This is a genomic window from Paenibacillus sp. FSL H7-0331 (assembly GCF_001956045.1).
In genome coordinates this window covers 95,422-116,624 of record NZ_MRTH01000023.1, presented here as the reverse complement: position 1 = coordinate 116,624, position 21,203 = coordinate 95,422, and the positions used below count along the sequence as shown (strand labels likewise).

17 protein-coding genes and 2 riboswitches are annotated in these 21,203 nt (G+C 46.7%); of the genes, 4 read left to right on the top strand and 13 right to left on the bottom strand.

All coding sequences use genetic code 11. From position 1 onward, the window contains the following. Window positions 1-8: 8 nt before the first annotated feature. From BK127_RS27680 to gcvT, 8 genes are all read right to left on the bottom strand, one after another. A complete protein-coding gene (locus tag BK127_RS27680) occupies window positions 9-1,631 on the bottom strand; it encodes a response regulator transcription factor (protein ID WP_076235162.1) in 1,623 nt (540 codons plus the stop codon). Next, window positions 1,606-3,423, bottom strand: coding sequence for a cache domain-containing sensor histidine kinase (locus BK127_RS27675; protein ID WP_076235159.1), 1,818 nt, complete (start codon window positions 3,421-3,423; stop codon window positions 1,606-1,608). Before BK127_RS27675 ends, BK127_RS27680 begins: the two co-directional genes overlap by 26 nt. 123 nt (window positions 3,424-3,546) lie before the next feature. Then, the gene (locus BK127_RS27670) at window positions 3,547-4,887 is read right to left on the bottom strand and encodes an ABC transporter substrate-binding protein (protein ID WP_076235157.1); all 1,341 of its coding nucleotides are present in this window, start codon (window positions 4,885-4,887) and stop codon (window positions 3,547-3,549) included. Window positions 4,888-5,023: 136 nt separating this feature from the next. After that, entirely contained in the window at window positions 5,024-5,863 is an 840-nt protein-coding gene (locus BK127_RS27665; protein ID WP_372237380.1) for a carbohydrate ABC transporter permease, read from the bottom strand. A gap of 11 nt (window positions 5,864-5,874) precedes the next feature. After that, the gene (locus BK127_RS27660) at window positions 5,875-6,819 is read right to left on the bottom strand and encodes a carbohydrate ABC transporter permease (RefSeq protein WP_076235153.1); all 945 of its coding nucleotides are present in this window, start codon (window positions 6,817-6,819) and stop codon (window positions 5,875-5,877) included. A 357-nt stretch (window positions 6,820-7,176) separates the two neighbouring features. Next, window positions 7,177-8,652 carry an aminomethyl-transferring glycine dehydrogenase subunit GcvPB gene (gene gcvPB / locus BK127_RS27655; protein WP_305954330.1) on the bottom strand — a complete coding sequence of 492 codons (1,476 nt, stop codon included), beginning with the start codon at window positions 8,650-8,652 and terminating at the stop codon, window positions 7,177-7,179. Next, window positions 8,649-10,010, bottom strand: coding sequence for an aminomethyl-transferring glycine dehydrogenase subunit GcvPA (gene gcvPA / locus BK127_RS27650; RefSeq protein ID WP_076235150.1), 1,362 nt, complete (start codon window positions 10,008-10,010; stop codon window positions 8,649-8,651). The genes gcvPB and gcvPA overlap by 4 nt, the downstream gene beginning before the upstream one ends. Before the next feature lie 12 nt (window positions 10,011-10,022). Then, window positions 10,023-11,126 carry a glycine cleavage system aminomethyltransferase GcvT gene (gcvT, locus tag BK127_RS27645; RefSeq protein ID WP_076235148.1) on the bottom strand — a complete coding sequence of 368 codons (1,104 nt, stop codon included), beginning with the start codon at window positions 11,124-11,126 and terminating at the stop codon, window positions 10,023-10,025. A gap of 110 nt (window positions 11,127-11,236) precedes the next feature. Next, window positions 11,237-11,347, bottom strand: a riboswitch (glycine riboswitch). 3 nt (window positions 11,348-11,350) lie between these two features. Next, a riboswitch (glycine riboswitch) is annotated at window positions 11,351-11,446 on the bottom strand. 181 nt (window positions 11,447-11,627) lie between these two features. Between gcvT and gcvH the strand changes: the two genes are divergently transcribed. The 4 genes from gcvH (at window position 11,628) to BK127_RS27625 (ending at window position 15,131) form a co-directional block, all read left to right on the top strand. Beyond that, window positions 11,628-12,020 carry a glycine cleavage system protein GcvH gene (gcvH, locus tag BK127_RS27640; RefSeq protein WP_076235146.1) on the top strand — a complete coding sequence of 131 codons (393 nt, stop codon included), beginning with the start codon at window positions 11,628-11,630 and terminating at the stop codon, window positions 12,018-12,020. 150 nt (window positions 12,021-12,170) lie between these two features. Beyond that, window positions 12,171-13,226: an SIS domain-containing protein gene (locus BK127_RS27635; protein WP_076235143.1), complete on the top strand. Its 1,056-nt coding sequence runs from the start codon at window positions 12,171-12,173 to the stop codon at window positions 13,224-13,226. Window positions 13,227-13,306: 80 nt separating this feature from the next. Beyond that, complete coding sequence (gene fba / locus BK127_RS27630; protein ID WP_076235141.1) at window positions 13,307-14,173, top strand: class II fructose-1,6-bisphosphate aldolase; 867 nt, start codon at window positions 13,307-13,309, stop codon at window positions 14,171-14,173. A gap of 10 nt (window positions 14,174-14,183) precedes the next feature. Then, entirely contained in the window at window positions 14,184-15,131 is a 948-nt protein-coding gene (locus tag BK127_RS27625) for a 1-phosphofructokinase family hexose kinase (protein WP_076235138.1), read from the top strand. 32 nt (window positions 15,132-15,163) lie between these two features. Here the strand turns inward: BK127_RS27625 and BK127_RS27620 are convergent, their stop codons facing one another. The 5 genes from BK127_RS27620 to BK127_RS27600 form a co-directional block, all read right to left on the bottom strand. Continuing rightward, on the bottom strand, window positions 15,164-16,171 hold the full coding sequence (locus BK127_RS27620) for a LacI family DNA-binding transcriptional regulator (protein WP_076235136.1): 1,008 nt from the start codon (window positions 16,169-16,171) through the stop codon (window positions 15,164-15,166). Window positions 16,172-16,447: 276 nt separating this feature from the next. Further along, window positions 16,448-16,969: a hypothetical protein gene (locus tag BK127_RS27615; RefSeq protein ID WP_076235133.1), complete on the bottom strand. Its 522-nt coding sequence runs from the start codon at window positions 16,967-16,969 to the stop codon at window positions 16,448-16,450. Window positions 16,970-17,112: 143 nt separating this feature from the next. Beyond that, window positions 17,113-17,631 carry a hypothetical protein gene (locus BK127_RS27610; protein WP_076235131.1) on the bottom strand — a complete coding sequence of 173 codons (519 nt, stop codon included), beginning with the start codon at window positions 17,629-17,631 and terminating at the stop codon, window positions 17,113-17,115. A gap of 23 nt (window positions 17,632-17,654) precedes the next feature. Beyond that, on the bottom strand, window positions 17,655-19,802 hold the full coding sequence (locus BK127_RS27605; RefSeq protein ID WP_076235128.1) for an ABC transporter transmembrane domain-containing protein: 2,148 nt from the start codon (window positions 19,800-19,802) through the stop codon (window positions 17,655-17,657). An 86-nt stretch (window positions 19,803-19,888) separates the two neighbouring features. Further along, window positions 19,889-21,121, bottom strand: coding sequence for a Bcr/CflA family multidrug efflux MFS transporter (locus BK127_RS27600; RefSeq protein ID WP_076235125.1), 1,233 nt, complete (start codon window positions 21,119-21,121; stop codon window positions 19,889-19,891). Window positions 21,122-21,203: the final 82 nt, after the last annotated feature.

Below are 21,203 nucleotides of genomic sequence, written 5' to 3'. Positions count from 1 at the left end.
TCCAGTAGCTACCTTTTTATGTGTGCAGCGCGGTACCCATTCGGCACAGTACCTGTGTGTGCTTTAAACAGTTTGCCAAAATAATTTTTGTTGTCGTAACCAAGCATTTCGGCAATTTCCTCGATCGACTTATCGGTGATCTCCAGGAGTTCCTTCGCTTTTCCCATTTTTATCCGGGTTACATATTCGACGAAGTTCTCCCCTGTTTCCCTTTTAAACAGCCGACTTAAATAACTCGGATGAAGATGGAGATGAGCTGCCGCGTCCTCAAGCGAAATTTTCTTGTCCAGATGATTGTAAACAAAACGCTGGCATTCCACAATCTCGCGGTTATGAGATTCACGGTATACTTGTCCAGCCCATTGAATTGCCTCCCAAAGATAACCCTTTAGCCACAGCTCAAGCTCACGAACGGACGACAACTCGAGTAAATCATGGTGCAGCAGCTCCGAGGAGAACGTTGAATTGTAGTGCTGCAGCGATTTGAGACGCAGACGTACATCAAGAATCATTTTCAGCAGCCATTCCTTTACCTCCATTGGGCGGAATCGATGATATTGTATGAATTCCATCCATTTTGAGACATAGTCGTCAATCATCTCATTCCGCTCCTCGAATATCGCGCGGCGAAATTCCTCCAGTGCCGGCATGTACTGCTCCAGCAGCAGATCGCCTTCCCCAAAGCTTTCTCTCACATGCTCCAGCTTCATCACTGAGGATTCCGGCAAGTAAAAGCGGGGATTTTTGGTATCCACCATATGGAACAATTGATCCTTGAGAGACCGAGCATCTTTCACCGGATTTCCTGTAAGAAATGAGAAGGGAATTTTTGTATATTGAAGCAGGCAGCTCTGGATTTCTCTCAGCGTCTGAGCTACCTTCTGACTGTTATTGATATGAAGCTGCGAATAGTGAGGAAATAGCAGAACAATTTCCCCTGTATCGTACGTAAAAAACACCGTTTCTAGGTGATCGACTAGAAGCTCCTCCATAATATTTTCGATGGTATATACGAACAAATCTTTTGACTGAAATCGATTCACAGCCTCTTTAAGCTGATTCGCATAACCGAAAACCGGCAATACAGCATGTTCTCCCCATTTGATACCGAACTCTTCAGCCTTGCGATTCCACTCTACGGTATCGAGAAGAGGCTCATTCACCGTACTCCGGATAAAATGACGCTTTGACGCGCTTCGGTTCAGCTCAACCTCCCTCTCCAGCTTTAAGCTCTTCGACAAAACACCGGCTTCCATATCCAACTGCTCCTTTAACTGTAGGAGCACCTCAGTAATGAGGCGTGCATTCATCGTTTCCTTTAACACATATTCACTCACTGATAGCTTCACAGCTGCTTGGGCATACTGAAAATCATCATGGCAGGATAAGATTACGACCTTCAGCATGGAATGATTCTCTCGCAAGGATCGGATCAATTCAAGTCCGTTCAGACCGGGCATACCAATGTCACTGATCAGTACATCCGTCTTGTCCTTACGTCCAGCCTCAAGTGCTTCTAAAGGATCGTCATAAGTTCCCGCTAAGCGAAATCCTAGCTCGCTCCATTTGATGGATGTCTCCAAAAATTCAAGTACAGGCAAATCATCATCCACGATCATAACTGAATACATCGTTCTCCCCCTTGTCCGCATTCTCGGGAAAACGCAGCACGATACACGTTCCCCGATCTGGTATGCTGTCGATGTCATAGTCGAACCTATCACCGTAAATCAACTTTAATCGTTCAAATACATTATTAATTCCGATACCCGATAATAAATCTTTATGGCTCTCTTCTGTATGATCCCGCAATTTAGCTTCGAGGTGAGCACGCAGCGCGGAGAGTTTCTCCGAAGTCATACCAATGCCTGAGTCACGGATCTCCACCTGTAGTCGTCCGTCCTCACACTTGCATGAAGAAATAATAATTTCCCCAGGTTTGCTTTTCAATCCGTGAATATAAGCATTCTCGATTAGCGGCTGGAGTATAAATCTGGGTACTTTGAGCATTAGCGTATCGGAAGCAGCCTCAATACGCAGCACCACACGATCCCCATGGCGGGAGTTCAATAACCGGACATAGTGTTCATTAATATCAATTTCCTCATGCAGCATGATGAACTCATTGTTACGGTTGATCGTCATCCGCAATACCGAGGATAACGAGCTGATTAGTTCAGCATTCTCCTCATCGCCCTTCATGATGATTTTCAGCCTGATCGAATTCAGTACATTGAACAAGAAGTGCGGATTGATCTGCGCCTGCAGCATTGCAAGCTCTGCCTTACGCTTTAACTCCTGCTCTCGGCGGTTTTCTTTAATCATTCGTTCAATACGGCCAATCATCCGGTCAAATACATAGCCGAGGCGTCCAACCTCATCACCGCCGGTTATATTGGAACGCTCACTGAGCTGCCCGGACTCAATTTGGACGACAGTCTGGACAAGCTTCGCAATCGGTTTCGTCAAGGCGCGCACCATATAAAGAAGAATGCCAACGAATACAATCAAAAATAGCAGTTGAATCAGAAAATCAGTCTGACGGAACGATTCAATTTTTTGAGCTGCCTTCTTGTAAGGACTCATACTCACAAGCCGCCACTCCGGGGTTATTTGCTCGCTAAGCATTATATATTCTTCTCCCGCTACCTTCAGGAATGAAAAACTATTACTCGTCGGCAATTGATCATAGTAGGGAAAAGTTGTCCCGATGGAGCTATAATCCTTATCTACCACTACATGGCCTTGGCGGTCGATAATCACCATGACTTCATCAGCTTTATATTGATCGAATAACTGCTGGAAATTATCCATCTCCGAACTGACTATAACATAGCCGTAGGTGGATGAGTTGGTGCGTAGAGGCTTGGCTGCCGTGAGCACATAAGGTTTATTTAATGTTTGTATATCATCATTAGGTTCCGCCCCAACCCACTTCACATTATAACCGGATACCTTATCAACATCCTGAAACCAGCTTTTATCGAAAATATTCCGCGGATCTTTGCTGAACGTTGAGTAAGACGCGACATACTCCCTGTTAGGCAGCAGTATAGTTACGTTCAGATGTCCGAGTGAGTTGATGACCGTTTCCAACCTTTTAGAAATTTTTTGTTTGTGAGACAAAACATCACCCTGGCTCGTCGACTCATTGATTCGCCCCAGCTCCAGGATCGAAAGCTGCAATTCCTCATCGAATTGAACAAAATTCATCACATAAACCATATTTTTGATTTGTCCCGCTGCAAACTGGTTAACGATTCTCATGGCTTCTTGAGAGTTCTCCGTCACTTGAGAACGAACAACATCTCTCGTCAACAGATTGGATACATATAATGAAACGATTGACGGTAGAACAAGACAAATCAGAATCGTCAACATGAGTTTATTGCGAAGCGATAAGGTACGAAGCCATTCTGGCACTACAAACCGCCTGCCTTTCCTTTCGTATGAGAAAAAGAGGAGGCTTATCGCCTCCTCTTTTAGTATAACATTAGAATGCATGAGTTATCGCATGGCTGATACCTACTAATGTTACAGAAATGTTTATTTGTTGCTTTTCTTGATTTCTTCTATTTTAGTTGTTGCCGTTTGAATCGTTTTATCCAGATCCTGCTTACCAACCAAGTACAGCTCCACTTGATTCATATATTCCTTTTCTTGCTGCAAGGCATACGTTGGAGGTACTACCAGCTTCGTTGCTTTGTTCACCTTCAGTGTGCTCAACAATGATTCTTTATCAATAAACTTAACATTCTCTGGTTTGCCGCTTTTTAGAATGGCATCAACGTTTTGGTTAATATCAGCTTTTTTCCAACCGGAGAAGAACAAGCCTTGTGTTGTGATACCTTCCGTTGTATACCACTTTACAAAATCATAAGCTTCCTGCTTATGCTTGGAGGATGCTGCGATACCCATGAAGTCTGCGCCAATTTCTGTTAAACCGTTTGTATCTTTGGCGTCATATTTTGGATAAGGTGCAAATACGGTGTTAAATTTACCGTTCAGTGAAAGCTCCCCAACCATCCAGTTTCCAGTTGCAAGCATGGCTGTTTTACCCGCATAAAACACATCGCGGTAATTCATTTTTTGGGATACAACTTCAAAGTAAGGTACAGAAGTCTTGTCTACATTTTCCATTTTGTTGCGCAGATCTAGAGAGTAACGAACTTTCGGATTATCGATATTCGCTGAGCCATCTGACTTAACGAGGTACGGATTTTCCATATCATTATTTAACGCAAGAAGCGAGTAATCTTTCCAATTGTGGAAATATGAACCATATGTCTTGGAGGCTCCTTCACCCTTGGTCATTTTCTTCGCGTATTCGGCATAATCGTTCCAAGTCCATTCGGTCGGAACTGGAAGCTTCGCTTCATCCAGCTTGTCCTTGTTCAGCATAACGAACCATTCGATCATTTTACCAGGTAAAGCATAATATTTGCCGTTCACGATAGGATCGATTTTGTATTCGTCCTTAACGACAATGTTGTCTTTCTTCAAATAATCATCTAGAGGCTCCAAAATCCCTGCACCTACACGTTGGGCAAAATCAGATGCACTGGAATACATCACTACGTCCATTTGATCACCAGAAGCGGCCAGAAGGTCCATCTTTTTCATACCTTCCTGGGAATCACCCTTCTCGGACATCCCCTCATATACCACTTTAACGTTTGGATGCGTTTTGTTATAAGCATCAACCGTAGCATTCCAATTCCCTTGAGCTTCGGTATACCAAGCCTGAACCTTGATCGTTACAGGCTCCTTGGAACCTTCATTACCGGCATTCGTCGATGATCCTGCATTATTATTTGTGGCACCGCATCCAGCAAGTGCGGTTGTGGTTAATAGTAAACCGCTAAGCGTTAATAAACTCTTTTTCATATAAACCCCTCCATATACGAACTATTTATTTTGAAAACCGTTACATTCCGAATATAACAGACGCTTTATTCGAGCAGAAGTCAATTTTTTAACCTATTCCACTCTTATTTTGACCTTTTCCAATCGCTTGAATTCTTTATCCTTTGACCCCACCGACCGAAATACCCTCGATAACATGTTTTTGACCGATGATAAAAATGATCAACAGAGGCAATATGGCAGACACTGCTCCCGCCATGATCAAGGAGTATAGCGCACCGTTCAAAGTCGCAAAAGACTGAATACCGAGTTGGATCGTAAACAATTCTTTTGTTTTCAGGAAAATAAGCGGACCTTGATAGTCATTCCACGTCCAGATAAAACGCAGGATTGCATACGTCGCGATCGCTGGACGAACTAAAGGCGTACAGACTGAGAAGAAAATTCGTATATGTCCTGCCCCATCCATTTTGGCCGATTCAATGTATTCATCATGAATCCCCAGGTAAAATTGCCGAAGCATGAACGTCCCGAGTACGCTGAACGAGCCCAGCAAAATCAAACCAAGGTGACTGTCGAACAGTCCGATCCAGCGAAATATTAAAAACTGAGGAACCAATATCGCTTGGCTCGGAATCAGATAGATCGCCAATATGATCATGAAAAACAAACCACTGCCGCGGAACTTGATCTTCGCAAAGGCGTATGCCGACATACAAGCAAGTGTGACAGACAATAAAGTCGTTCCCACTGTAACCTTGATCGAGTTCCAGTAAAAGAGCGGAAACTGCGTTGTAGTCCACACCGTCGTATAATTCTCAATCAAATTCCAATGCTTCGGAATCCATTCGATCGGAAAAGTAAACACGTCGACTTCCGGCTTCATCGATGCGGAAATCATCCATAGAAAGGGAGACATGAATACGAAGCCGAGCACACACATAATCGCAGTCAAAATCACTTTTTTTATAACATTCCACTTATTCATCAGATTCATCCTTTCCCCAATTAATAATTAACCCATTTGCGTTGGCCATACCACTGTATAAGTGTAATGATCAGAACGAATATCAAGAGAACAATAGCCATGGCGGACGCATAACCCGACTGCAAATTAATGAATGCTGTTTCATATAAACGATACACGACCACGGTTGTAGAATTGGCGGGTCCACCGCCGGTCAGAACGGCTATCACATCGAACACCTTAAATGATCCGATGATGCCCGTGACGAGCAAAAAGAATGTAGTTGGCGACAACAGCGGCACGGTGATGTTGAAAAACTGTTTAATCTTCGAAGCGCCATCAATATCCGCAGCTTCATAAAGATCATTCGGTATGGATTGCAAGCCGGCCATGAATACAATCATGTTATAACCGATATTCACCCACACCATCAGCCCCATCACACAATATAAAGCCACATCGGGATCGGCCATCCATTTAGGTGGGTTGGTTACTCCAAATGACATCAGCATCTGGTTAATCGGTCCGAAGCTTGGGTGGAACAGCACCTGAAACACAATCGCTACAGCGACAATACTTGAGATGTACGGAATGAAATAAACAAGCTTAAATATATCCTTAAAATAAATCTTTTTATCAATGACGACCGCCAACACCAGTGACAGAATCAAGGTGATAGGTACGACAAACAATAAAATCAGGTTGTTTTTGATGGATAGTAGAAATATACTATCGTGCGCAAGCTTGATGAAGTTGTCAAAGCCTAAGAACTTCATTTTGGAAAAGCCGGCGACAAAATTCCAGTTCGTAAAGCTAAGCAGAAATGAAGCTATAATTGGAAAAAGCGTCAATATAAACAGGCCAATTAGCAGCGGACCAATAAATAAATATCCAGCCAAATCCTCACGCCATTGTTCTTTGGAGCTTTTCCGTTTTTTTTGTGCCTTTTGTAGATCGTTTGAGTGCGTTTGTGATTCAGTTGCCATGAAGTTCACCCCAAGTCTTGTTTTTAATCATTCTACCTTCCTGATACTGTGAATGTAAGAAATAATATTAACCCTTTCAGGTAAAGTTTTGACATTCAGTTTTCTCGCTGGCTCTTTAAATCCTTTATGTAAATCAATTTTTTCCCATCATGCCATTTCCTAACCATACCTTTAATTGGATGCAATTACTGATTTCTACCTGTTCAGCTGCCTTTCACACCTCTTCACATAATAAATATCCCCTTCAAGTCCACTCATTCCTTCATCGTAAAATGAAGGTTTATTTGAGTGTCTACTTAAAGGGGATATGGGATCTTACCAACTAATTTGGAGGGGTCTCACATGACCACATAGAATTTAACCGCAGGTACAATTCAGCACCGGCTTGCGTGCAGCCAAGGTTTCATCAAGACGGCGAACATCTGTTGTGTAAGGAGCATTATGAAGCAGCTCTGGCGTCTCTTCCGCTTCCTTGGCAATCCTGATCATCGTGTCGATAAAAGCATCCAACGTTTCCTTGCTTTCGGTTTCCGTCGGCTCAATCATAATGCACTCCTCAACATTCAGTGGAAAATAAATCGTCGGCGGGTGGTAGCCAAAATCAAGCAGCCTCTTCGCGACATCGAGTGTACGAACGTTGAATTTCTTTAAACCCCGACCCGACAATACAAACTCATGTTTACAGACACGATCAAAAGGAGCCTCGTAATAAGGCGCCAAGCGGCGCAGCATATAGTTGGCATTCAGCACCGCACACTCCGATACCCGACGTAAGCCCTCCGGACCGTATGTACGAATATACGTGTAGGCACGAACCAGAATACCGAAGTTGCCGTAAAAGGCTTTGACCCTACCAATCGATTCCGGCTTGTCGTAATCAAAATAATACGTCCCATCCTCAGCTTTAGCCACAAGCGGCTTAGGCAGGAAGGGTATCAGTCGCTGCTTCACGCCAACCGGACCTGCACCCGGACCTCCGCCGCCGTGCGGTGTGCTCATCGTTTTGTGCAAATTCAAATGGACGACATCGAAGCCCATATCACCCGGACGCGTGATACCCATAATCGCATTGGAATTGGCTCCATCATAATAGAGTAACCCCCCTGCCTCATGCACAATCGCCGCAACCTCGACAATCTGTTCCTCGAATAAACCAAGCGTATTCGGATTGGTCAGCATCAGCGCTGCTGTATCCGGCCCTACAGCCTTGCGCAGCGCATCCAGATCAACAAGCCCTTTCGCATTCGACGGGATGGTGATCGTATCAAAGCCTGCGACAGTCGCACTAGCTGGATTCGTGCCATGCGAGGAGTCCGGCACAATAACCTTGGTCCGATGATCGCCGCGGCTCTCATGGTAAGCACGGATCATCATCAGTCCGGTCCACTCACCATGCGCACCTGCTGCGGGCTGGAGCGTCACCTGATCCATGCCTGTAATCGCAGCCAGATCGTTTTGCAGCTGGTATAAGAGCTCCATTGCACCTTGAATAGAGCTTTCCGGCTGATACGGGTGAATCTTGGCGAAGCCGGAAAAACGGGCGACATCCTCGTTAATTTTTGGATTATATTTCATCGTGCAGGAGCCAAGCGGATAAAAACCGTTGTCGATGCCGAAGTTTCTCCGAGATAGCGCCGTATAATGCCGAATCACGTCTACCTCGTATACCTCAGGCAATTCCGCCGGCTTTGTACGAAGCAGGTTCCCAGGGATCAGCTTGTCTGTGTCTGTTCTCGGTACATCACATTCTGGCAAGGAATAGCCGACGCGCCCCTGTTTGCTCATTTCAAATATGAGCGCCTTATCGTGCTTTATTTCCAATGTTTCGCTCATAGGGCAGCCTCCAATTGTAGGGCAAATTCGTCGATTTCGGCTTTCGTTCGGCTTTCCGTCACAGCAATCAGCATATGGCCTGCAAGCGCCGCGTCATCTCTGCCTAAGTCATAGCCGCCAATAAATCCGGCTTCAAGCAGCTTTTCATTCAATGCTGTAATGGAAATGGAAGATGATTCGGGCAGTTTAATCACAAACTCATTAAAAAATGGCGTCCGTCCAAATGGAACCGATACACCGGATATACGGCTTAATACATCAGCGGCATAATGAGCCTTTTGTATATTCAGATCAGCTACCTCTTGAATTCCCTGCTTACCCAGGGTTGAAATATAGACAGAAGCACACAGCGCGAGCAATGCCTGATTGGAGCATATATTGGAGGTCGCCTTCTCACGGCGAATATGCTGCTCTCTCGTTTGCAAGGTTAGCACAAAGCCGCGTTTTCCGTCCCGATCCACGGTTTGTCCGACAATACGGCCGGGCATCCGGCGCATCCAGGCAGTTGATACTGCAAAGTAACCGCAGGTCGGTCCTCCGAGCGAGGCCGGAATGCCAAAAGGCTGCGCATCGCCAACCACAATGTCCGCACCAAGCTCACCTGGAGATTCCAGCAGCCCCAGAGAAAGCGGATTGGCGCTGACTACGAATAGAGCACCCGCTCCATGTGTCACAGGCTCGATAGCTCGCAAGTCCTCAATACAGCCAAAGAAATTGGGCGATTGGATCAATACAGCTGCTGTATCCGTGGTCACACATGCAGACAGCTCGTCCAGATCCGTGACCCCATCACGTATGCCCACCTCAACGATGTCCAGATTCAAGCCTTTGGCCGTCGCCGCCACAATTTGTCTCGCTTCCGGATGAATAGCGCGGGAAACCACAAGCTGCTTGCGTTTGGTTGCTCCCGATGCCAACGCACCGGCCTCCGCCAATGCGGTGGAACCGTCATACATACTCGCATTGGCTACCGACATGCCGGTCAGCTCACAAATATACGATTGAAATTCAAAAATCGCCTGCAGCTCGCCTTGGCTGATTTCCGGCTGATAAGGCGTGTACGCTGTATAAAATTCAGATCTGGAGATTACATGATTAATAACAACCGGAATATGGTGATCGTAAATGCCGGCGCCCAAGAAGCTGGTATAACGGTCAAAATCGGCATTTTTCCCGGATAATTGCCGCATATGCTTTAAGAGCTCACGCTCATTCAAAGCTTCCGATACTTCAAGACGTCCCCGAAAGCGCACGGAAGCTGGTATATCACTGAACAATTCTTCTACGGTAGTCATGCCAATCGTCTCCAGCATCTCCGTCTGATCCTGCTCGGTCATTGGCAAATAGCGGTGCTTCACTTGATCCACTCCTTATTTATGATCACGTTTATAAAATGGCGCCTTCACAACAATCGCTTTCAGTCGTTTTTCACGAATCTCCACCCACACCTCTGTACCCAATCCACTGTATCCAGCTTCGATTAAGGCCAGACCGAGATTCCTCTTCAATGTCGGTGACTGAGTGCCTGTGGTAACCTCGCCGATGAGACGATCATCAGCATATATCGGATAATGACTGCGGGGAATGCCGCGGTCGACCATCTCAATACCTACCAGCTTGCGGGGAATGCCGCTTTCCTTTTGACGAATTAACGCTTCCCTACCTATGAAATCCCCCTTATCCAGCTTCACAAAAAATCCGACCGAAGCCTCCAATGGACTCACCAAAGCCGACAGCTCCTGCCCATACAACGGCAGCTTGGCTTCAAATCTCAGTGTATCACGCGCTCCCAATCCCACCGGCTGCAAACCATATGCTTCGCCAGCCTCCATGAGCAGAGTCCAGACCTCTATGGCGTGCTCAGCAGCTACATAAAGCTCAAAGCCATCCTCACCCGTGTAACCCGTCCTAGACACAAGTGCCTTCAACCCGCCGATCTCAACATCGGGCAGGAATGAAAAAGCTTTTAGCTCATGAACCGGAACCGACGTCACTTTACGCAATATCGCTTCGGCCGCAGGTCCCTGTAAGGCAAGCAATGCAGTCTGCTCAGAAATATTGTTCAACTGCACCCCTTCAATCAGATGACTTTGCAACCATTCCATATCCTTATCTATATTGGAAGCATTGATGACGAGCATGAATCGGTCAGCCTCCAGACGATACACCAGCAGGTCATCCACTACGCCCCCAGCCTCATTACACATCAAGCTATACTGAGCCTGGCCGTTAATCAGCTTTGTGACATCGTTGGTGGTCAGCTTTTGCACATAGGCTTCCGCATGCAGTCCCGTAATCATCACCTCGCCCATATGAGATACGTCGAACAAGCCCGCCTGCTGTCGAACAGCGTCGTGTTCCTTTTGGATACCGGTAAACTGCACGGGAAGCTCCCAGCCTCCAAAATCAATAACCCTCGGAGTCCCATACTGTTTGTAAATCGGGAATAGCGGCGTTCGTTTTAAATCTGACATACCCTCACCTCCATTGGATGTAAACATCGTTCCCGTCCTTTATGAAAAGCAAAAAAGACAGCGTGAAAAGCAGAGGCTCATCCTACTTGAACGACCGTACCTGCTTCTCACTCTGTCCTTTGTACCTGAGAGTTACCTACCACCTATTCTTCTGACCTGCAAAGAAAGGCTATAGTTTCCCCATCGGTGCCACGGCTTATGATGCCGAAGTCTCTCCAGAGCTGCGTCCTGCAAAAGTCCTTTTGCCTGAGAGATTCACCCTTTCGGGTTTACTCCTTCGGCGCTGCCGTCGATGCGCCAGTCTCTCCTTATGCTCTCATCCGCTTATTCATTTCATACACTCATTATTACCTTACCGCTTATCTCATTGTCAACCTTATTTTGGCAGCATGGCCACTTTTTTAGCAGTTAACTTGACATGACCCACAGCGCTGATTTAGTCTGAAAGCATCCTATTCGCAAGTAGGCGGATATAACAACAATTCGAAAGTGGGGCTGGCCATGTCGGTGGTTAAGGATCAATTGCTATACAGTAAGGAGCATGAATGGGTAGAGGTGATTGGCGAGCATACAATCCGGATTGGCATTACAGATTTTGCACAGTCCCAATTGGGTGATATCGTGTTTGTTGAGCTGCCTGAAGTTGGCACCGAGGTGTTAAGCGAAACCAGTCTCGGAAATATCGAGTCCGTCAAAACCGTCTCTGATGTATACGCTCCGATATCGGGTGTCGTAACCCAAGTCAACAACACTTTGCTGGATCAACCGGAAAACGTGAATAGTGATCCTTTTGGCGGAGGTTGGATGGTGGAGCTCGAAATTGATGATCATGCCAAGGAAGCGCTAACCCAGCTGTTAACTGCGGAGCAGTATCGCGAATATACAGCAGAATAAAAAGATTACATAAATAAGCCGATGACCTTAAACGGTCTTGAATTCTTTGATGAAGGATTCAAGACTTTTTTTGTTTACTAGATCAAATAAATGATTGAATAAATCATAATTATGAATTATAATTTCATTATATCGAAGGGAGCTGTGAAAATGACGACATTAGGACAACACACCTATTCAGAAATTAACGCACAAGCCGAGGCGATTTCAGCCGCATGGGACCAACTGGAGCTACAGCAGGACTGGATTGAACGTTACTTGAATAACGCTGCTTTTGAAGAGATCATTTTTATCGGATCCGGTTCCTCGTACTATCAGGCACTTACGATGGCCGCTACCTGCAGAGCCTGGCTGGGAAGAAGCGCTGTTGCTTACCCATCGTCAGATTTGCTGCTGTTCCGTGAGCAAACGGCTCCTTCTCATCGCAATTATCTGGTAATTGGCGTGTCCCGTTCTGGTGAATCGACTGAGGTTGTATTGGCGCTGGAGTCCGTACAATCGCTTGCCAACTGGACGATTGCCGGTATCACCTGCTATGAGGGTAGCTCGATGGCCAAGCTGGCGGAATGCCTCGTCTCCCCACTCGGGAAAGAAACGAGCACAGTTATGACGAAATCACTCAGCAGCATGACATTTATGATGCAAGCGGCGATCGCCAAAGCTGCAGGCCGCCTTGACCTGTTGGAGGAGCTTGCCAAAGTCGTGAAGCAGGATGGAGCTACCGTTCTGGCCGCCGAACCTTTTATTGATACCCTGGTACGTGAGCAATCCTTCATTAAATATGTATATTTGGGTATGGGAGCACTCTACGGTCTTTCATTGGAAGCTTGTTTGAAAATCAAGGAAATGTCCTATGTATGGACAGAAGCATATGGAACGCTGGAGTTCCGTCATGGTCCCAAATCGATCGTTGAGCCAGGTACGCTCGTCTGCCTGCTGCTGTCAGAACAGGCTCGTGATTATGAATTGAAGGTTGCACGCGAAATGCAGGAGTACGGAGCATTTGTACTACTGTTAACGGCCAACAAAGGTGAGGATACCTCATTTGCTGATGCTGTATTCGAAGTAGGCGGCAGCGACATCTCCGACGAAGCCAGAAGTGTACTTTACTTACCTGCCCTGCAATTTTTGGGCTACTACACAGCCTTGAACCGTAATGCCGATCCGGATTCGCCGCGCAATTTGACACAGGTTGTGAAAATTTAACGTTAGCTTTGTTACGCAAAACTCAGCTTATGCTTACGATGTCAGTGTTCCTAAAGGAACACTCTTAGGAGGAATCATTCATGCCGTTAGTTTCATCGACAGCCTTATTGCAAGTTGCCCGCAGCCAAGGTTATGGGATTGGCGCATTTAACGTACACACTCTAGAAATGCTGCAAGCCGTGGTAGACGCTGCGGAGGAAACCAATTCCCCGCTCATTTTGCAATCGACAGTAGGAACGGTCAAGCATCTGGGAGCTGACTATTTGGTCGCAGCTGCGACCACTGCCGCCAATCGTTCGGGTGTTCCCATTGCGCTTCATCTGGACCATTGCACCGATTTTGATATGATCATTCACTGCATCCGCGCAGGCTACACCTCGGTAATGATTGATGCGTCCATGTTTGCTTTTGAGGAAAATGTGGCTCAAACCAAACGGATCGTGGACATCGCCCGCGCTGCTGGTGTGAATGTGGAAGCCGAGCTTGGGAAGGTTGGGGGCGTTGAGGACGATATCGTAGTCGCTGAACACGAAGCGCTATTAGCTGACCCAGAGGAATGTGCCCGCTTTATTGAGCTTACCGGAGTTCCCACATTGGCTCCTGCCATTGGAACCGCGCACGGCATTTACAAGGGCGACCCGAATATCGATTTTGAGCGAATCCGTCAGGTTGCTGATCGCGTAGCGGTTCCACTCGTTCTGCATGGTGGCTCAGGTATTCCCGAGGAGCAGGTCAAACGCTGTATCTCGCTGGGCATGTCCAAAATGAATATCGCAACCGAAATACGCATCGTCTTCTCCGATGCCATTAAGCAGGTATTCGCGCACAATCCGGATGAAAACGATCCACGTAAATATATGATGCCTGCCAAAAAAGCCGTAAAAGAAGCGGCAATGGAAAAAATGCGGATGCTTGGCAGCATCGGTAAAGCGTCCGGTATTCGCTAAGGAGGCACTCATGATTACTACCGTAACCCTGAACGCAGCCATCGATAAAACCTACTATATATCCAGTTTTCCACTCGGACAGGTATCCCGGGTACGGCAGATGTACGCCGAGCCGGGTGGCAAAGGGATCAATGTTGCCCGTGTTATTCAGCAGATGGGCTATCCGGTTCTAGCCACTGGTATCATTGGCGGTCATAATGGCCGGTTCATTGAACAAAAATTGGATGCGCAAGGAATCAAGCATGATTTTGTACAGATCGAGGAAGAATCACGGCTATGCCTGAACATGATTGATGAATCGAACGGCTCTTCAACTGAGGTTCTGGAGCAAGGCCCCTGGATTTCGGCTGAAACCTGGCAGTTTTTCCAGGCCAAGCTGGCTGGTCTCGCTGCACAGTCGCGTATCGTATGCTTCTCGGGAAGCTTACCGCAGGGCGTACCCACCGATGGCTACGCACAGCTGATCCGTATTGTGAAGCAAGCCGGAGCGCTTGCTTTTCTCGATACGAGTGGTACTGCTCTGCTGCAAGGGGTAGGTGCGCAGCCTGATTTTGTGAAGCCTAATGAAGACGAGGTCACTACGCTGCTTGGGGCTTTCAATGAGGGCAATGCCGAGGATCAACCAGATACAGATCGAGCCGAGGGCTTGCTTCGCTTGCAGCAGCAGGGCATCCCGCGTGTGACCGTTTCTCTGGGAGCAGCGGGTTCGATCAGTGCTTATGAAGGAGCATTATATCGGGTGCAGGGTCCTCCTATTCAGGTGGTCAATACCGTTGGCTGCGGAGATTCCTTTGTCGCTGGCATGGCAATGGCTACGGCTCAAAACCTCCGGTTTCCCACCTGCTTGCAGTACGCTTCTGCCGTTGCTTCAGCGAATGCATTGACGGAACGGGCAGGTTATGTACAGCTTCATGATGTAGAACGTTTACAAACAGAAATTACCGTAGAGCTTGTATAGCGAATCGACTATACAAGCTTTTTCCTGCTTTTTTATTTCCTCGGCCTGGATACCGATGAGCGAATAACGAGCTCTGGTGGCAGCACCATTCTCTGATTCATCGTATGACCACCATTAATATGGCGAAGAATCATATTGACGACCTGAGCCCCCATGTCCTGAATCGGCTGGGCTATCGTCGTGAGCGGCGGGTCCACGATCGTGGCCAGAATCGTATTATCGAACCCTACGACCGATAAATCGTCAGGGATAGACAGCTTCATTTCGCGTGCAGCTTGAATCGTGCCGATAGCCAACAAATCATTACAGGCAAACACGGCCGTACAAGCTTTTAATCCCTGCAGCAGCTCACCTGCAGCTATTTTGCCGCTTTTCACACTAAAATCACTAATGCGCACCAGCTCAGGATTAAATGGAATCCCCGCTTCCTCCAAGGCATGCTGATAGCCGCGAATCCGCTCCTTGCTGCTCATTACTTCGGTGTCCTCGGCAATTACGGCAATCTGCTTATGGCCATTTTGGATCAAATAAGAGGTTGCCAAATAACCGCCCTGAAAGTCATCGACCAGCACGATATCCACAGCGACAGCCGGCATATCTCGCGCGATGAGTGCAACGGGGAGCTTTTGCCGAACCAATTCCTTTAATAAAGCATCATTGCGAACCCCTGTTGCGATAATGATGCCATCGACGCTTTTTTGCTTTAACAATGAAATGTAACGTTCTTCTTTATCCAGACTGTTATCCGTACTGCAAATGACGACGTTAAAGCCCATTTCCTGGGCACGATCCTCTATACTTCTCGCAATCTCCGCAAAAAAAGGATTCGCCAAATCCGGCAGCAGCAGTCCCAGCGTATAGGTCTGCTTACCGGTCAAAGCCGATGCAACGACGCTTGGCTGATAATTCAGCTCATCCATAATTTTAATGACTTTATTACGGGTCTTTTCGCTTATGCGTCCTCCACGGTTAATGACTTTGGACACGGTAGCAATAGAGACGCCCGCTTCCTTGGCAATATCGTAGATCGTAACCTTCATGCCATACCCAACTTTCCACCAACATATTAAAGCAGACGATTAAGCGCTTTACCTAAATATAAGAGAATTACTGCAATTTTGCAATGCACCTGGACGCTTTAGTGAATATAAGAAAAGCTTCTGATCGAAGCCTATTCGATGAAGAGACATTCGTGTTTTAGAGGATGCTTTTCTTGAAATATCAGAATGTTCAACTTCGTTGAAAACTTATAAATTCCGATATTATAAAAAAGGCACCCAACGGGTACCTCAGTCCTCACCTATGTCTTGAGCCAATTACCTAAAATCCCGCAATCGATTGCAATAGGATTCCAGTTCATCGAATGGAATGGTGTAGAAAGCCATATTGTTCACGATGGACTTCGTTGCATGAGGCAGTAAAGTGAATCTGCCCAAAAGCCTGTCCAGCTTGGGCTGATCAACAGGCGTCCAGAACTGAACCTGCTGCACAGCTTCATTATCCGCTTTAATGGCTTGGACCAATTCTCTTAAACCCTGAGCAAATACAGAAGTATGACGATAGGCCTTTTGAATAAAGGCTACCTCCACCTGACAAATATGCTGATCTTCATAATCATGGGTACTTGTTCCATAAACAAAACCTGCAGTCCCGATCATCTCATATGGCTCTTCATTGAAAATCATCAATGCTTTACCTAAGACCAAGGGACTGGCGATAAAACTCAGCTTCATTGCAAACGAATAAGGTAAATTCAGTTCACCATGGTGTTCGAGCAAAAAAGATATATATAACTCCAGATCCATTTCAAACTGACTAAGGCGAAATTGAAGTGCCATTATTGAGGTTGTACTCTTAGGTTATCATTGGTTTTCACGATTTTCGAAAAACCACCACCCTTACTGTTACCTTTTATGTTGGGGGGTACTGGGAACATAGCATATGCCTCCTTTGTCACTAAGTGTATTTCCTTATATCCTTATTATATCCTAGCGAATCGATCCAAAAAAGTCCTTAATTTGTGAATTTCAACACTGTATATATCTTCGGTACCTATTGTCCCTTCCCGACTGCCTATGAAACTAGCAAACTTGGGATAGAGCTTCTGTAAATACGTATTCTCGGAAAGCGCGACGAAGCGAAATTCTTGTACTTCCCGATTATCCTCGATAATCTGGCTCATCAAATATCGAAAACCGCGGATAAATACACGAGTGCTTCGATATGATCTGGCTACGATCACATTATCGACCAACACAACCCGTTGTTTATCCACAAATTCCTGTTCAGGCGTACCCATATAGTATGCACCTACAGCCAACATATGTTCGTCTGCATCCATAACCATAATCAGGTTGCCAGCAGTCATATAATAGTAAAGCAGCGTAATAATATCCACGGTGCTTAAGCTGGGATGCAGCTCTCTCTTATTCTGCAGCATAAACAGACTCGCTTTGGCATAATCATCATCGGTCGCACAGCGTTTACAATAAATAGTCATGGACAACGTTCCGCTCCTTTCGATTAGATTCGCTCCTTCAGGGTTCGCTCCACAACGGTAAAAATTTGCGGATACTTCGCGGTCAATTCCAGAAAAGCTTCCCGTCTCACAGATAGTAATACCGAAGGCCCCATTGCCCTCACCGTGGCAGTCCGGGGAATCCCCCTCAGCAGGGCGATTTCGCCAAAATGATCCCCATCCTGCAGCGTCGCAACCCGCTGCAAGCTGCCACTCTGAAAGCTTTTCAGAATTTCGAACTTACCTCGAACGATGATGTAAAATTTGTCTCCCTGTTCCCCTTCCTGGACGACGGTGTCGCCTTCTTTGAAGGTCTCCGTAGAAAACAGAGTGGAAATGTTCTGCAGGAGCAGCAAATCAACTCCAGCGAAAAATGGAAACTTGGCTAGTCGGTGTCCATCGATTGTGGCATGAAGCCCGTCCTGAGACAGCATAAAGCCATGCTGTTTTTCCCACATTTCATGGTAGAGTCCAGACTGCTGCAGTAGCTCCTGATGGGTTCCAGACTCGACGATCCTGCCGTCTTGAAAAACAAAAATCACATCTGCATTCACGATTGACGACAATCGATGCGTGACGGAAATAATCGTTGTATGATGTCTCAGCTGTTGGATAGTCTGATTGATGTCAGCCTCAGTGGCAGGGTCCAGAGCTGAAGTAACCTCATCCAGCAGCAGCAGCCTCGGCTTTCTCAGCAGCGCCCTTGCTATGGAAATTCGCTGGCGCTGCCCGCCCGAAAGCGATGCTCCTTCGTTGTTGATCAGCGTATCGTAGCCCTCTGGCCAGCCTATCAAGGTTTCATGAATACGTGCCAGCTCGGCCGCTTCCATCATCTCGGCATCTGTAACCAGTTCGCTGCCAAGCCGCAGATTATCCCTGATTGTCGTATTAAACAGGAACGTGTCCTGGAACACAATGTCCATTTGCCTCCTTAAGGAAGCCTCACTTACGGTTCTCAGATCATAACCATCTATACGAACGGAGCCTTGCCTTGGATCGTAAAAACGCGATAAAAGCTGTAAGGCTGTGCTTTTACCGGAGCCGCTTGGACCTACAAACGCCGCATAGCTGCCGGCAGCAATACGCAAGCTGACCTCCTTGATCTGATCCGTCCCCTCGGTGAAACCGAAGGTTACCTGATTCATTTCTATGTACTTGTCCAGGGGAGGCAGAGCAACGGGATCAGACGCTTCCGGCACACTTGGCTGATGATTCAATATTTCTGATATTCGTTTGAAGCTGATGCTGGAATCAATAAGGTTAGGTATCAAATAGGAGAGGTTCGATGCAGATTGACCGACACTCATAAATAAAGTAAAGAAGGCAATAAAGTCACCAACTGTCATCTGATCATGAAAGATCAGGTAACCTCCAAAGCCGATCATCGTCCCGTTCAGCACCAGTAGTACGGTTAGCGGCAGCCGTTCAAGCAGTGAATTCAAGATGTGCATGTTTAAACCAAGAGATAGCAGATCTCGAATTTGCCCCTGGGCACGCCGCAGGAGCCTATCCTGTTGATGTAAAGCTTTAACGATTTTATAGCCTTTGACCGTTTCATCGATCATATTGGAAAATTGCTCTTGAGCTTCTTTATACTTAGCATTACTGGCTTCTGCCCTGCCCTGCAGCAGCTTAGGGCCGATAAACATCAATATGGAACCGATCAGCATCGCCAAAGTAAGCTTCCATTCTAATACCAACAGCATGACTAGCCCCATCAAAATACTTAACGTTTCTTTAATGAGAAAGGGAAACGATTGACAAATCACTCTTTCAATAGAAGCCATATCAGACGAAAAACGGGAGACAAGGTCGCCTACCCGATATTTTTCAAAAAAAGGAAGCGATTGCTTCTGCATATGGGCAAATAGTTCTGTCCTGAGCCTCTGAATGACCCTCCCGCTCAACTTGTTAAGGGCATAATCACTGCCGGTACCGGCACAGATGCTTAACGCACCACCAATGATCAAAATGCTTAATATGACAACGAAAACTTGGAAGTTTTTTGGTACGAACGCTTCATCTACCAAATACTTCAGACTTAGCGGCGCTGCTACCAAATAAATAACTTCGACTATGACACCGCATATAAAAAATATGCCCAATAGCTTATTTTGCAGCAAATAGGGCATCAAGGTTCGAAAAAATTGCATGAGAATATCGCCCGCCTTCCAATAGCTATAGATTACAGCAGTTCATGACAGCTGTAAACGATAGCTTGGTCAGGCCGCGCCTGAATTTATGATACTGGTGCTTTGCGGCGCACCATCAATACGTATACGATCACAGCGCCTACGGATGTGCAGGCAATAACGAGGCCCATCGGTAAGGCAGATTGGCTTCCACCCAAACCAACAAGCGGGGCTACAACGCCACCCAGCAAGAGCGAGAGTACACCAAGCAGCGCCGATGCCGTGCCCGCGGATTTGCTTTGATTTTGCATCGCTAATGAGAATCCGGTTGAAGATACGATACCTACACTCGACACGACCATAAATAAAGCTGGCAGAATCGCATACAAGCCCGCACCTGTTACGGTCATGAGGAGCAGCAGTACACCACCGCAAGATGAAATACCGAGACCTGTGATCAGCAGCTTCGTTTCACCTAATCGGCCAACCAGCCTACCCGTGATTTGACCGGCAATAATGATGCCAAGACCGTTAATCCCAAAAAATACGGCAAACATTTGCGGTGATACATGAAAAATCTCCTGAAGCACAAACGGTGAGCCCGATATATAAGCAAACATGGCTGCAAAAACTAACCCTTGCGCAATCGCGTACCCCATGAACACACGGTCTACAAGCAGGCCGCGAAAGGTGGACAAGGTGTTGCCAATGCCGCCCTTGGAACGCAATTGATTCGGCAGCGTTTCACGCAAACCGAAGAACACCGCTGCAAGCATCACCATACCCAATACACATAATACGATAAATACGCCATGCCAGGAGGTTACCCTCATGAGCTGTCCTCCAGCGATCGGAGCAAGGATCGGCGCCACCCCATTCACCAGCATCAAAAGTGTAAAAAACTTCGTCAGCTCCGTTCCCGAATACAGGTCCCTTACAATTGCACGAGAGATGACAATTCCGGCAGAACCAGCCAGTCCCTGGACAAAACGGAGTATGATCAGGCTTTCGACCGAAGGGCTGAATGCACATAACAACGAAGTAACGGCATACAGAGCAAGACCAACCAGAAGTGGCATCCGACGGCCGCGAACATCACTGATCGGCCCGGCAAACAATTGGCCAAGTGCAGATCCGAGCAGAAAAAAAGTAAGACTAAGCTGAACAAGTGACGCGCTGGTGCTGTACTCCCCGGCTATTGCAGGCAGCGCTGGTAAATACATATCAATGGACAGAGGGGCAAAGGCTGCCAAAGAACCAAGCACAAGCACCATCCACAGCTTATTCCCCCGAGTGACCGGCTGGGGCGCAGCCTTCGTACTATTAATTGAACTATTCATGCTAATTCGTTAACCACCTTTATAAGAATAACAACTGAACGATGTCTGCCACCAAAGATGCATTCGTTCAGCTCTACTGAAC